Source organism: Phormidium yuhuli AB48 (genome assembly GCF_023983615.1).
Classification (GTDB): Bacteria; Cyanobacteriota; Cyanobacteriia; order Cyanobacteriales; family Geitlerinemataceae; genus Sodalinema; species Sodalinema yuhuli.
Genome location: NZ_CP098611.1, coordinates 3,286,296 through 3,299,740, shown reverse-complemented (window position 1 = coordinate 3,299,740; position 13,445 = coordinate 3,286,296). Strand labels below are relative to the sequence as shown.

At 52.2% G+C, this 13,445-nt stretch carries 8 protein-coding genes; 4 read left to right on the top strand and 4 right to left on the bottom strand.

The window, feature by feature from the left end:
- Positions 1–219: 219 nt before the first annotated feature.
- From NEA10_RS14120 to dusB, 4 genes are all read left to right on the top strand, one after another.
- Positions 220–2,019, top strand: a complete 1,800-nt coding sequence (locus NEA10_RS14120) for a methyl-accepting chemotaxis protein (RefSeq protein ID WP_252661467.1) — start codon at positions 220–222, stop codon at positions 2,017–2,019.
- A gap of 41 nt (positions 2,020–2,060) precedes the next feature.
- Positions 2,061–3,512 (top strand): sodium/glutamate symporter, encoded by a 1,452-nt coding sequence (locus NEA10_RS14115; RefSeq protein WP_252661465.1) that lies wholly within the window; start codon positions 2,061–2,063, stop codon positions 3,510–3,512.
- A gap of 555 nt (positions 3,513–4,067) precedes the next feature.
- On the top strand, positions 4,068–4,625 hold the full coding sequence (locus NEA10_RS14110; RefSeq protein WP_252661464.1) for a Uma2 family endonuclease: 558 nt from the start codon (positions 4,068–4,070) through the stop codon (positions 4,623–4,625).
- Positions 4,626–4,759: 134 nt separating this feature from the next.
- Positions 4,760–5,788: a tRNA dihydrouridine synthase DusB gene (gene dusB, locus NEA10_RS14105; RefSeq protein WP_252661462.1), complete on the top strand. Its 1,029-nt coding sequence runs from the start codon at positions 4,760–4,762 to the stop codon at positions 5,786–5,788.
- Positions 5,789–5,790: 2 nt separating this feature from the next.
- Here dusB and NEA10_RS14100 read toward each other — a convergent pair whose 3' ends face one another.
- From NEA10_RS14100 to NEA10_RS14085, 4 genes are all read right to left on the bottom strand, one after another.
- Entirely contained in the window at positions 5,791–6,738 is a 948-nt protein-coding gene (locus NEA10_RS14100; protein WP_252661460.1) for a PP2C family protein-serine/threonine phosphatase, read from the bottom strand.
- Positions 6,716–8,029: a YcjF family protein gene (locus tag NEA10_RS14095; protein WP_252661458.1), complete on the bottom strand. Its 1,314-nt coding sequence runs from the start codon at positions 8,027–8,029 to the stop codon at positions 6,716–6,718. Before NEA10_RS14095 ends, NEA10_RS14100 begins: the two co-directional genes overlap by 23 nt.
- 8 nt (positions 8,030–8,037) lie before the next feature.
- Positions 8,038–10,575, bottom strand: coding sequence for a glucosylglycerol hydrolase (gene gghA / locus NEA10_RS14090; RefSeq protein WP_252661449.1), 2,538 nt, complete (start codon positions 10,573–10,575; stop codon positions 8,038–8,040).
- 172 nt (positions 10,576–10,747) lie between these two features.
- The gene (locus NEA10_RS14085; RefSeq protein WP_252661447.1) at positions 10,748–13,165 is read right to left on the bottom strand and encodes a phosphoketolase family protein; all 2,418 of its coding nucleotides are present in this window, start codon (positions 13,163–13,165) and stop codon (positions 10,748–10,750) included.
- Positions 13,166–13,445: the final 280 nt, after the last annotated feature.

Sequence of the window (13,445 nt, the reverse complement as noted above, 5' to 3'; positions counted from 1 at the left end):
CAAGACTTAGGCGTTTAGCACTAAAGCTCATGAGAAGCAATCAAATCACAAAAAAATTCACTAAAATTGCAATATCTTATCATTCTGTTAAACAAATCTCAAAGAGTCTTTCGGTGAATTTTGAATTTGTTACCCTAACATTATAATCATGTCCTTGACCGCTAGGGGACTGCCACCTTTGTCTAGGTCAACCTTGCTAACTTCTTATCTTTAACTATCATGATATTTGCAGTAACGAGTATCTTTTCTGAAAAAAGTCGGGGTTTGCGCTGGAAGGCGGCAGCGATCGCCATGATTTTAGGAACTATTCCAGTGATTGTGGTAGGAGCTATTGCCTATAGCACCACCAATCAATCCTGGCGGCAACAAATTTTTAGGGATAAACAAGCCTATGGAGGGCAGGTAGCCGAAAAAGTGAATCGGTTTATGAATGAACGCCATGGCGATTTTTTTTCAATTTCACGCCTACCGATTTTTACCAATCCTGAAATTGCTGGTGTCACCACCGCTCAAGATAAACAAAACTTTCTTAATACCATTATTGAAGCCTACCAAATCTACGATAGTATCGCTCTATTTGACACCCAGGGTCGCCTCATGATTCGCTCTAGTGGCAGTAGCACCAGTACTCAACTGGATGCAGACAGTATTGAGGCTATTCTGAGTCGTAACCGTCCTTTAATGAGCCCTCCTCGGGTCTCAGCGATTACTGGGGAGTTATCGATTTATATCTCAGCCCCCATTCTTAACCTTGAGACCAATCAGCCGATAGGAATTGTTCAAGCCCGATTCCCCGTGGTTGTATTTCAGAACCTCATTATCAGCAATGAGACCGATCATGAGTATATTTTAGATGGCCAAGGGCGAATTTTTCTTAGTAGTCAAGATGATTTAATAGACCTAACACGTTTTCAAAATGTTCCTCTGGTTCAAGAAGCACAACAAACCCAGCAGCGACAAATTGGTTTTGTTCAAAATCGCAATCAAGACCGATATCTCATTGCCGTTTCTCCGATTTTTGGCAGCGACGATGTCTTTCCCTTAAACTGGCTAGTCGTCGTCGAAACCAGTGCCGAAAATGCTTTTGCTACGTCCAATAGTTTGCTAAGGACAATTGGTTTAGGAACCCTGGGAACGGCCATCATCGTTACAATTCTTGCCGTTGGGGTCAGCCTCTTGATTACAGAACCCCTGATTCAACGCATTAGTGATGTGATCAGGACCGTCGTTAGCGCCTCCTCAGAAATGGCCGCAACCGTCGAACAACAAGAACGCAGTGTATCCCAGCAGGCGGCCTCGATTAGTGAATCCACCGCCATGATGGAAGAACTCAGCCGCTCCGCGCAACGGTCAGCCGAACAGGCAGAGACGGCCCAAGACCAAGCACAGCACGTGCTACAACTGGCGAAAGACGGGGAAGTCGTTGTTGACCGTACCCTTGAGCGCACCCATCAACTCCAAGACCGCTTCGGCAGTTTGGCCCAGCAAATGGACAATCTCAATGAGCAGATTCGTCGCATTGGGACCATCTCCTCCTTAGTGAGCGATTTAGCCAATCAAACCAATATGCTAGCCCTGAACGCCTCAGTGGAAGCCGTCCGCGCCGGGGATGCTGGACGAGGCTTTGCGGTGGTGGCGTCGGAAATTCGTAAGTTGGCCGACCAAAGCCGTCACTCGGCCGAGAAAATCGATGGCCTGGTGGAGATGGTTCAGTCGGCTATTAACAGCACCAGTAGCTTGGCGCAGGATAGCACCATGGCGGTGAGTGATACAACGGGCTTTGCCCATGAAACTGCTGAGAAATTTATGGGAGTTAAGGATGCGATTCAGAAAATTGCCGTTAGCTCGCAACAGATTGCTGCCAATGCTCAACAACAGGCCCGCGCCATTGAACAACTGACTGAAGCGATGACAGCTCTCGACCATGGGGCCAATGAAACCGCCAGTAGCATCAGCCAGACTCGGGCCGGGAGCCAACATCTCAATGATGCTGCGGTCTCCCTACAGAAAATGGTTTAGGCTGGAGAGAACCCTTCTACCCATGATGGTTTCCTAGGACGATGCCCTTATTTCTTGCCACCAGTCCGGGCTTTCAATTGAGTGATGCCTTCTTTGCCTTTGTCCTGGCAGCAATTTTGCTGTTGCTGGGGCGCTTGATTCGCCAGAAGTTACGGATTTTGCGTCAACTGTATATTCCCAGTTCCATTGTGGCCGGTGTTTTAGCGCTGCTGCTGGGGCCACAGGTGTTAGGACAGGTGATGGGACCCGAGTCTCCGTTGGCGGAGGGGGTCTTTAGTGCCAATATCCGCCAAGTTTGGCAGCAATCGCCGGGGGTGTTTATTAATGTGGTCTTTGCGACCCTGTTTTTAGGGGAAATTCTACCGGCCCCCCGGGATATTTGGCGCAAGGCTTCGCCTCAGGTGGCCTTTGGTCAGACCTTGGCCTGGGGACAGTATGTGGTGGGACTGTTGCTGGGATTGTTGGTGTTAACGCCAGTGTTTGGCTTGTCGCCGATTGCGGGAACTTTGATTGAGATTGGTTTTGAGGGGGGCCATGGAACGGCGGCGGGGATGGCGGACACCCTGACGGAGTTGGGATTCCCGGAAGGGGGTGATTTGGCTCTGGGGTTGGCGACGATTGGCATTGTCTCGGGGATTGTCTCGGGGATTCTCTTGGCCAACTGGGGACGACGCAAGGGCTTGATTCGCTCGGCGCGGCTGGAACCGGATACGGGAACGGAGGTATATGGGGTGACGCCGGAACATCCTGATCTGGTGGCGGCTCGGGAGCGGTTAACGTCGGATTTGTTGGTGGACCCGATTTCCTTGAATTTGGGCTTTGTGGGTTTGTCCGTGGCTGCCGGTTGGTTGATGTTGGAGGGGTTGAAAGCGTTTGAGCAGCTAACTTGGGGGGGAGAGGGTGGCTTGACGGTGTTGGGCTATATCCCTTTGTTTCCGATGGCGTTGCTGGGGGGAATTTTGGTGCAGTTGCTGTTGCGGCGTTTGCGTCTGGAGGCTCTGGTGATGCGATCGCTCATGGAGCGTATCGGTGGGGTGGCTTTGGATATTACGATTATTACGGCCCTGGCCTCGATTTCCTTGACGGCGTTGGGGGAGAACTTAATTCCCTTTGCCCTGTTGGCCCTGTTGGGGATTGCTTGGAATGTTCTGGCGTTTATGTATTTGGCCCCGAGGATGTTACCGGATTTTTGGTTTGAACGGGGAATTGGCGATGTGGGCCAGTCCATGGGGGTGACGGCGACGGGGATTCTCCTGTTGCGTATGGTGGACCCTGAGAATCGTTCGGGGGGGTTTGAGAGTTTTGCCTATAAGCAACTGTTTTTTGAGCCGATTGTGGGTGGGGGCTTGTTTACAGCGGCGGCCCCGGTGTTGGTGGTGCAGTTGGGGGCCGTGGGGACGTTGCTGCTGACGGGGGTCTTATTGCTGTTTTGGCTGGCCTTTGGACTGCTGGTGACGGGACGGCGTCGTCGGCGATCGCTCTCAGAGGGATAGAAGCCTCTCAGAAACTCGCCTCAGTTCTGGCTGGGTTGTTTGTCAGCACAAAAGCAGTACATTGTGCTGACTTTGTACTAAACCTAAAAACCTTCTGTCTTTTTCTTGATGGGGATTTTCAGGTTTTTTAAAATAAAATAAAATATTCATGCTAAATGGGGTGTTTGTCTTCAGAGAAACGTGTTTTAATCGAGACAGATGGGTTCTCAGGTTAAATTATGTATTGGACAACCGTACTCTTCGCGACAGCCTACGCCGCCTTGGTCTATATGGTGCTGCTTTCGGTTCAAAAACGAGTGTTCCGCAATCCTGGCGTAAAGTTAACTGCGAAAACCGTGGGCAGAACTCGCTAGCGTGGCTAGTCACGGGGCAGTCATTGCCTTCTATCGTTCAGCCAAACCGGTCAGAAGATGGTTCGCCATCGACTCTGGCCGGTTTATTATTGGGGGGATGGGGAGAATTTTGGCAATAACGGCTCGGGGAGAGGGAGCCTGAGGGGTTGTCAGGGTTCATGGTGATAGGATCAAGATAGTTCAGCTGATCACCCAGAGTTCGATGGTTGCCATTCCTGCCGGTTTTAGTCCAGAGGAGTATTTACGGCTTGAGGAGCAGGCGTTAACCCGCCATGAGTTTCGCTGTGGGTTAGTGTACGCGATGGCGGGCGGGAGTGCGAATCATAATCGAATTACCATTAATCTATTGACGGCGTTTAATCTCCATTTCACAGACGATCGCTGTCAGTTTTTTTCAGGGGATGTGAAGCTTAATTATGCAGAGCGGTTTTATTATTATCCCGATGCCTTTGTGACCTGCGATCCACGCGATCGGGAGGATTCGTATATCAAGCGTTATCCGACGTTAATTGCCGAGGTGATGTCACCATCTACGTCGGAGTTTGATCGAGGCAGTAAATTTGAGGATTATCGCTGTTTGGCATCGTTGGAAGAGTATGTGTTGATTTCCCAGGAGGTGCAGCGAGTGGAGGTATTTAGCCGGGGTGTTGAGGGGTGGAGTTCGCGGATGTCTGCCCTGGGGGAACAGGTGCGGTTTGACAGTCTTGGCTTAGAGGTGGCGATGGGGGATTTGTATCGGGGAACGGATGTTTTGGCATAGATGTAGACGTCCCGGAATCGGTGCGTTCCGGTAGGGGCGAAATCCCGGGGTTGAAGGAAGCTGGAATCCCCCCTACACTTCACGGTGATACCGCAGCCTCTAAACTAGAATAGCCCTGTCTCGTTTCCCTCTCTATGGCCCACCCCTCCCTAACCCCGGCCCTGCGCCAAAAACTCGCCCAACCCCTCCAGATTGGCCGCGTCCAAGTCCAAAGTCGTGTCCTCCAATCCCCCCTCTCGGGAGTCACCGATTTGGTGTTTCGCCGTCTGGTGCGCCGCTACGCTCCCCAATCGATGATGTATACGGAAATGGTGCAAGCATCGAGTTTGCAACATCTGCGGGAGGTTCCCCAAATTATGGATGTAGACCCCGAGGAACATCCCATTAGTATTCAACTGTTTGACTGTCGCCCGGACTTCCTCGGAGAAGCGGCCCAGATTGCTGTGGCTCAAGGCTCCGATACCATTGATATCAATATGGGCTGTCCCGTCAACAAAATTACCCGCAAAGGGGGCGGTTCCTCCCTATTACGTCAGCCGAAAGTGGCTGAGGCGATTGTCCGGGCCGTGGTGCAGGTGGCGGGGGTTCCGGTGAGCGTGAAAACTCGGCTGGGATGGTCCGATGAGGAGATTAATATTCTGGAGTTTGCTCAACGAATGCAGGACGCGGGGGCGGCGATGCTCACGCTACATGGACGAACTCGGCAACAGGGATACAATGGAACCGCTCAGTGGCATTGGATTCGCCGGGTGAAAGAACAGCTAGAGATTCCTGTGATTGCCAATGGGGATATTATGTCGGTGGAGTCGGCGATCCGCTGTTTGCAGGAGACTGGGGCTGATGGGGTGATGTGTTCTCGGGGAACCTTGGGCTATCCCTTCCTGGTGGGGGAAATTGACCATTTCCTGAAAACTGGGGACTATCTCCCCCCGGTGAGTGCGGTGCAGCGTCTGGTTTGCGCGAAGGAGCATTTACAAGCCTTGGGGGCCTATAAGGGCGATCGCGGTATCTATCAAGCTCGCAAACATCTATCTTGGTACTGTAAGGGCTTTCCTGGGGCGAATCAGCTGCGGGACCAACTCAGTCGCATTGAGTCGGTGGAGGCGGGCTGTGAGTTGCTCGATCGCACTCTGGCGGAACTGGAAATGCCGGTTCCCCAGTGACGTTAAGCATCAATACGAATGACAATTCCTGTTAAATTGTCGATTCCGCCATCATCCAGGGCCCGTTCTTTCAGCGTCTGTAACAGCTTACCCGGAGCATGACCCCACTCATCGAAATAGCCCTCAATTTCAGCATCAGAGAGATGGCCATGTAAGCCGTCACTGGTTAACAGGAGCAAATCCTCCACTTGTAACTCCCGTTGGGGACAAGGGTCACGGTTCCATTTGGGGTCAATACTGAAATCCCCATTTCCCTCCCGTCCCCCCAGACAAGAACTGACGAGCGATCGCATGGGATGGGTGGCCACATCGTCCTCGGTAATTCGCCCTAGTTCCAAGAGCATCCGCACAACGGAATGGTCTGCGGTTTTATAGAGGAATTCATGGCGACGGTAATGGTAGAGGCGACTGTCGCCGGCGTAAAGATGAACCATCTGGTTGGGGGTAATTAGGACTACCACCGCTGTCGCCCCCATCCCCATGAGTTTAAAATTCATTGACCCTTCGGCCCGGATATACTCATCCGCTTGATGCAGGGTGTTCCAAAGCTGTTGATAGCGATCGCTCACTGAACCTGGAACCGGCTTTTCTAGCAACGACTCAAAGGTATTCACCGTAATTTCGGCGGCCCGTTTGCCCCCACGACCGCCCCCCATTCCATCGGCCACCACGGCCAAAATTGCTGACTGGTCGGGCCAGGGTTTCACCAAGAAATTATCTTGATTTTCCCGCCGTACTTTACCGATATGAGAGATGGTGGCAATGGTGGCCCAAGTTAGGGTATTAACCTGAACCTCTGCGGTGTTCGGGACGGGAATCGGGGGGTCTGGGGAAGCATGGTCCATGATGGCGAAGCGGGTCAATTCAAGAGGTAAGGGGGTGGGGGAGCGTGGGGCCCAATGAGACGTTAAGCGGGCCGTCAGGGAATCATGGGTCGTTGGAGTGGTCACGGAAACGTTGTTTAGCCGCCTCAAAGGCTTCATTCATAGCCACTTGAATTTTCTCAGGGTCAGGGGTTTTCCCTCCCATAAGGTCGCCGAAATAGACACAGGCCCCCTCACCTAAGGCCCAGGTATAGGCGGCGGCCCAGGAGGCGGCTAAGGCACTCCCTAAGCCGGGGATAAACTTAATTAACTCTCGTCCCACCAGTTGGGCCAAAAAGCCCCCGGCGATCGCACTGACGACCCCTCCCGCCTGGGAGGGAGAGAGGGTTTGCCCATAGAGGCGGCCAATCATCCCCACCAGAGACACCTGTAAGGTGGTTAACACCGGCATGGTGGCAAAGGGAAGGGGAACCGCCGCCAGGGTGGCCGCCATCACAGAAAAGGCGATGATATAGCGTCGGGCCACATCGTGATAGAGGTCTCCTAACTGGCGAGTCGTGCCCTCATCGAGGAGTTCATGGATGGCCCGGGCCTCCGCTTCAGGTAACAGTTCGGCGATCGCATCCCGCAAGGCTTCCAAGCCATAAAACACCGGCGTAAAGCCATCCTCCTCCAAGGTGAAATCGAGCCAAACTACCCCATCATAGGAGCCAGCAAAGGACGCTTCCAAGGCCTGAGCCACCCGTTGCACCTCGTCGAATACGGGGGGATAGTCAGGATGATTCTCCACCGGGGATGGATAGAGGTCATGTAACGAGGTAATGGCGAGGAGACAGGGGATTTCGGGATGGTTCTGTCGCAGTTGCCGAGCAATCTCTTGTAGGGTATCCGTGGCAAAGTCCGTAATTTTAACCGTTAGAATTAAAATCCGGGCCCGGCGGGTTTCCACATTCAAATCCTCCAGAAGTTCCGCCACCAACTCCTGAGTATCCCGGCGGGTATCCCCTAAGCCGACGGTATCGGTAAACACCAGTAACGGCAAATCCTCCGAGGGATAGGCGTAGCGTTGGGTGTTCTGAGTGTGAGGACGAAAGCCCTGGCCAATAATCTCCGCTGATACCCCGGTGATGCCCCGAATAATGGAGCTTTTCCCCGCCTGGGGTTTTCCCAATAACAGGGCTTCCGTGGTGGGCAGTTCTTCCCGCACTCGCGCCAAAATTTCAGCCACTTGTTCATCACTGACTGAAAACAATTTGGCCACATCACCCATTTTGGAAAAACGACCTTTTAACTGGTCCAAGGTCTCCGTTAAACGGCGAGCGAACCGGGAGCGTTTCGCAGCCAGGTTGTCCTCTTCTGGGGAGGGCTGAGGTTGTTCAGGTTGGGGGCGATCGCGCATCATAAAGAACTCACCCATTCAGGGTTCTAGGACGACTGAGGTTGAGATACCGGAGAACGAGCTGGAGGAGCAAAACACAACAGTAATCCCTCAGAATCTCGCAGTTCCAAGGAGTTGAGATCGGCGAAATTATCATCCCGTTCTAATCCCGGCGAAGCAATTTCTACCGTCCATTGATTTAAATCAATTCCCAGCCATTTCCCCAGTTCCACTGTCATGGGTTCTCCTCCCATATGGGCCACCATCACGACCCCTTCTGACCCATCATTGGGATTACTGCGAACCCCATAGAAAATCGTGCGATCGCCCTCACTATGCTTATCAAAGCGATCGGTTCCAATCAAATTTTGTGACAGCCAAGGTCGCTCATGGCGGAAGGCTCGTAATTGACGGTTAAACTGAGCCTGCACCTCATCCACTTTATCAACATAATGACCCACATTACAGGCGACAAAACAATCCTCCATATAGGTCAGGGCAAACTTCTTCAACTGGGTTTCATCCAGGCGTTTTAAGAACTTGACCATCTTAGGATGATTGAGCAGCTTCATACTATCAATGCTACAGGCCGAGGCATCATCCCCCAAACAATCCTGACACACTTTGGCGACACGACTCAGGTCATAGTCCATCTCCATCATCGTCTCTTCTAGGGCCCGTCCAAAGCCGCGCACATCTTCGAGATACTCAAAGCCCAATTTTTTGAGATTTTGGAATAAATCGGGGCGATTATAAATTTCTTCGGTAATCTGCCAATCCAAGAAGCCGATTTCCTCAGACACGACTTTCACCCCATAGCGTTCATCGGTATTACGGAAAAACATCCAGGGAGCATGACAGAGGGCATTAATAAAGTCCATGGGGAGTCCCGGACTAAAGCCATAGACCCAAATCGACGTGGCTGGGTTATCATAGGCTTTGCTCAGAACCTCCGGCAGAGATTCCCCTAAATTCCAGTTAATTTCCTCGTCCAGAGCAATTTGATTGCCCCGGCGCACCGTATCATGATTGCCACAGCCAGTAATCCAGTTACTGCCGATGTGCATCACCTCTAACACCCGCCGCCATTTCCGCTCCCAAAAGCCTTTTAAGGCAGGGGTATTATGAGCAAATACCAGAGGTCCCCATTGGTACGACTCAGGCATTTTCTCAATCAAGTCCCGATAGGTGGAAATATCTTCCCAGCCTTCAGCGGGCCAGGGACGACCATCCTCAAAAATGGTAAACATGAGGCGTTTATAGTCCCCAATCTCTTGCACAACGTTACTCATCGCCAGGAGATAGGCATCATCTTGTTCCACAGCCCCAGATAGGGGGTTAAAGAAGCGAAAATCTTGACCGCCATCAACGCGAATCCCATCGGCTCCCGTGTTGAGTTTGCGCCGTTGCATCTCTAGGAAAATCGCCCGCACCGTTGGCAATTGGTGGTTTAAGTCCTGGCCGTACATATTGGGACCTTTGAGATATTCCCGGTTAATCAGTAGTTCAGACTGGTTATCGGCATGACCATAGACTAAATCGTAAATGACCTGAATTGGCCCGCTGGAGAAGTTATGCAGCGCCGCGACAAAGTCCACCATTTCATCAGGGCGTAAACTGCCTAATTGGGCGGGGTTGGTGGCACTGGAGCCTAAAATGGGGACATCATAACCCCAGTCTTGGGTGTTGGGTTTACGCAGTTCAATTTTCAGTTCGTCTTCTTCATCTTCACTCAGGAAGACAAAAAACTCACTTTCAGGGCTATATTCACTGCGGAACTCAATGGTGGGTTCGAGGGGAAGCAGTTGTACGGCATCATAGCCCACATAGTTCTGTTCTATGGGGGTGAGGGTATCCCCGTTGGCGAGTTTGGCGGAAATGCCTTGATAGAGCTTGGTGAGGCCCTCTAGGGTTCCTTCTGCGGTGGCGGTTCCCACATGGAGTTGCAGGATATTGCGGGGAGCATGGACCCGAGGAATGGCTTTGATATCCTGATGATGGCTATCTTGGGTGAAAAATTCGGGCAGTTGGGAGGCGCTGGTGCGGGCGAAGTAGTCTAAATCAGGACGATGGGCCTGGAGGCGGTCGATGTCGTAGACTTCAGCGGGACCGAAGACGCCATAGGGGAGGGAGTAGGGAACCACATCACGAATGGCCTCTAGGATGCCCTGTTGGTCAACAAATCGTAACCAATAAAAGGACCCAGCCTGGTCGCGGGTTCCTGCTTGCAGGCCCGAGACGACCCCCCAGAGAAATTCCCCTTGTTGTTTTAAGTTGAGGCGGGTGCGACGAAAGCGAACGATCTGGCGGGGATTACTGAAATCAATCTCATCCATGGGGTTGAGGATTTCCAGGTAAATCTCCTTACGCCGCATCACTTGGGCGGTGAGTTCGGGAGTCCAGAAGCCAAATTCGGTTAAGCCATCTTCGCGGTAGTGGGCGCCCAGTTTGACCACGAGGGCTTGACTTTTTTCAAAATATGTGGCGTCGGAATGCTCAATCTCCGTGGCCCAGTCGAGCAATTCCTGGGTGGCATCGTCTTTAAGTTGGATGGAGGGGATAGAAGGGGTCGCGACCTTGACCATGATTTAGACCGTACTTTGGGCAAATTCTGGGAAACTCTCCATTTGTTATATCTCATTTCGTAGCTCTTTTTAGGCGATCGCCCTGCCAGAGACTGTTAAAAATAGCGATCGCCCCCTAGAAACGAATTCCTTGGGGGCGATCGCCTTCAGTCCCTAACGTCGAGATTAGGGCTTAATAGGGCCAAGTCCAGCTGGTAATTTCGGGTTTATCGGTCCCATGTTCCCGGGCATAGTGCATATGCTCGATGATTTGATTCTTCATGCGTTCTTTCACGTAGGCCGCCGCCGATCCCAGTTTGGGAACGCGATCAATCACATCAATCACGAGATTAAAGCGATCGACTTGGTTGCGAATGGCCAATTCCAGAGGGGTGTTGATATTGCCCTTCTCCTTATAGCCACGCACATGGATGCGTTCTTGGTTACTGCGGCGATAGGTGAGTTTGTGAATCAACCAGGGATAGCCGTGGAAGTTGAACATCACCGGCTTATCCGGGGTGAAGAGACTGTCAAAGTCGCGATCGGATAAACCGTGGGGGTGATCCACTTCCGACTGAAGCCGGAACAAGTCCACCACATTGATAAAGCGGACTTTGAGATCGGGGAACTCTTCCCGCAGAATTGCCGTAGCCGCCAGGGCCTCCCGAGTCAGGATATCCCCACATGAGGCCATGACCACATCCGGTTCATCGGGCTCTTGACCACAATCATCATTACTGGCCCATTCCCAGATGCCGATGCCCTTCGTACAATGGGCGATCGCCTCATCCATGGTCAGATACTGCAAGTGGTCTTGCTTATCCGCCACAATGACATTGACATAGTTCTTGCTCTTGAGACAATGATCCATCACCGAGAGCAGACAATTAGCATCGGGGGGCAGATAAATCCGCGTCACCTCCGCACTCTTATTGGTCACCAAATCGATAAATCCGGGATCTTGGTGACTAAAGCCATTGTGATCTTGGCGCCAGACCACTGAGGAGAGCAAGATATTCAGAGAAGACACTGGGGCCCGCCAAGGCACCTCATTCTTACAGATATCCAACCATTTAGCGTGCTGGTTAAACATCGAGTCAATGACGTGAGCGAAGGCTTCATAGGTATGGAACAAGCCATGGCGTCCCGTCAGCAGATAGCCTTCGAGCCAACCTTCGAGGGTATGCTCACTCAGCATCTCCATCACCCGGCCATCGGGAGATAAGAAACCCCCATCCTCATCTTCCGGCAGAATTTCCGCCATCCAGGCCTTCTTCGTCACCTCATACAGAGCCTGAAGCCGGTTTGAGGCCGTCTCATCGGGACCAAAGACCCGGAAGTTGTGCATATTGTCGCGCATCACATCTCGCAGATAGAAGCTCATGATGCGGGTATTCTGCGCCTCCACATGGCCCGGTCGGGGGACCTCGACGGCATAGTCGCGGAAATCAGGCCGGCGCAAGTCTTTACGAACTAGACCCCCGTTGGTGATGGGGTTCGCACTCATGCGTCGAGCGCCTTTGGGGGATAGTTCCTGGAGTTCCGGAATGAGTTTCCCTGTTTCATCAAACAGTTCCTCCGGCTTATAGCTGTGCATCCAGTCTTCCAGGATGGTTAAGCTTTCCGGGTTTTGATGAACATCAGACATGGGAACTTGGTGTGCTCGCCAGAAGCCTTCAACCTTATGACCTTTGACCGCATCGGGTCCGGTCCAGCCTTTAGGAGAGCGGAAGACAATCATGGGCCAGCGGGGCCGTTTGGCCACTCCAGTGCGGCGGGCCTCCTCCTGAATACGGCGAATCTCCTGAACACAGGTTTCTAGGGTTTGCGCCATTTTCTGGTGCATGATCTCGGGATCGCTGCCCTCGACAAAATAGGGGCGGTAGCCATAGCCTTGGAAGAGGGTTTCGAGTTCTTCGTGAGGAATCCGTGACAGAAGCGTGGGGTTGGCGATTTTGTAGCCGTTCAGATGCAGAATTGGCAGGACTGCACCATCACGGATGGGGTTGAGATACTTGTTGGAATGCCAAGCGGTAGCCAACGGGCCCGTTTCCGCTTCTCCATCCCCAACAACCGCCGCCACTAGCAAATCTGGGTTGTCATAGGCGGCGCCATAGGCGTGGGAGAGACTATAGCCGAGTTCTCCCCCTTCATGGATGGAACCGGGGGTTTCTGGGGTGACGTGGCTGCCGATATGGCCCGGGAAGGAAAATTGCTTGAAGAATTTTTGCAGTCCTTCTTCGTCCTGTCCTTTGTCAGGATAGACCTCTGAGTAGGTTCCTTCCAGATACGCCGGCCCCAGGATTCCGGGAGCACCATGACCCGGCCCTGCCACATAGAGGGCGTTAAGGTCATACTTGTTGATGAGGCGGTTGAGATGGATATAGAGGAAGCTTAACCCAGGACTGGACCCCCAGTGACCGAGGAGCCGTTTTTTGACATGCTCAGGTTTGAGAGGTTCTTTGAGCAGTGGGTTATCTTTGAGGTAGATCATCCCCACCGCCAGGTAGTTGGCAGCCCGCCAGTAGGCATGAATTTTACGCAGTTCCTCCGCCGATAGGGGCATTTCGGTTTTGACAGAGGATGTCGCAGAGGATGTCGCAATGGTCATAGCAGTGAGTTCCTAGCGTGAGGACAAGGGGGAAACCTTCGGTTGGAATGATTTCGATGCTCGGTGAGTTTCCCTCTTCTTATCGATAGCAGCTTCTCCCCCTAAAATTCAATAAAGATTTTGTTAAATTGGCCAAAAACCCTGACAATTCTCCCCGGAAAAATTAACCCGATAAATGTAAGCTGGGTTACATCAAGAAGGTGGAAAAAGTGCTGATTGTAGTTACATGCCAAGGGTGGCGATCGCCCAGAATAGGGATTTAGAGACCGGTTGATCGCCA

Excerpts from the sequence above, each read along its gene's own strand:
- NEA10_RS14120 (WP_252661467.1), top strand. The coding sequence starts at position 220 with ATGATATTTGCAGTAACGAGTATCTTTTCTGAAAAAAGTCGGGGTTTG.
- NEA10_RS14115 (WP_252661465.1), top strand. The coding sequence starts at position 2,061 with ATGCCCTTATTTCTTGCCACCAGTCCGGGCTTTCAATTGAGTGATGCC.
- NEA10_RS14110 (WP_252661464.1), top strand. The coding sequence starts at position 4,068 with ATGGTTGCCATTCCTGCCGGTTTTAGTCCAGAGGAGTATTTACGGCTT.
- dusB (WP_252661462.1), top strand. The coding sequence starts at position 4,760 with ATGGCCCACCCCTCCCTAACCCCGGCCCTGCGCCAAAAACTCGCCCAA.
- NEA10_RS14095 (WP_252661458.1), bottom strand. The coding sequence starts at position 8,029 with ATGGGTGAGTTCTTTATGATGCGCGATCGCCCCCAACCTGAACAACCT.
- gghA (WP_252661449.1), bottom strand. The coding sequence starts at position 10,575 with ATGGTCAAGGTCGCGACCCCTTCTATCCCCTCCATCCAACTTAAAGAC.
- NEA10_RS14085 (WP_252661447.1), bottom strand. The coding sequence starts at position 13,165 with ATGACCATTGCGACATCCTCTGCGACATCCTCTGTCAAAACCGAAATG.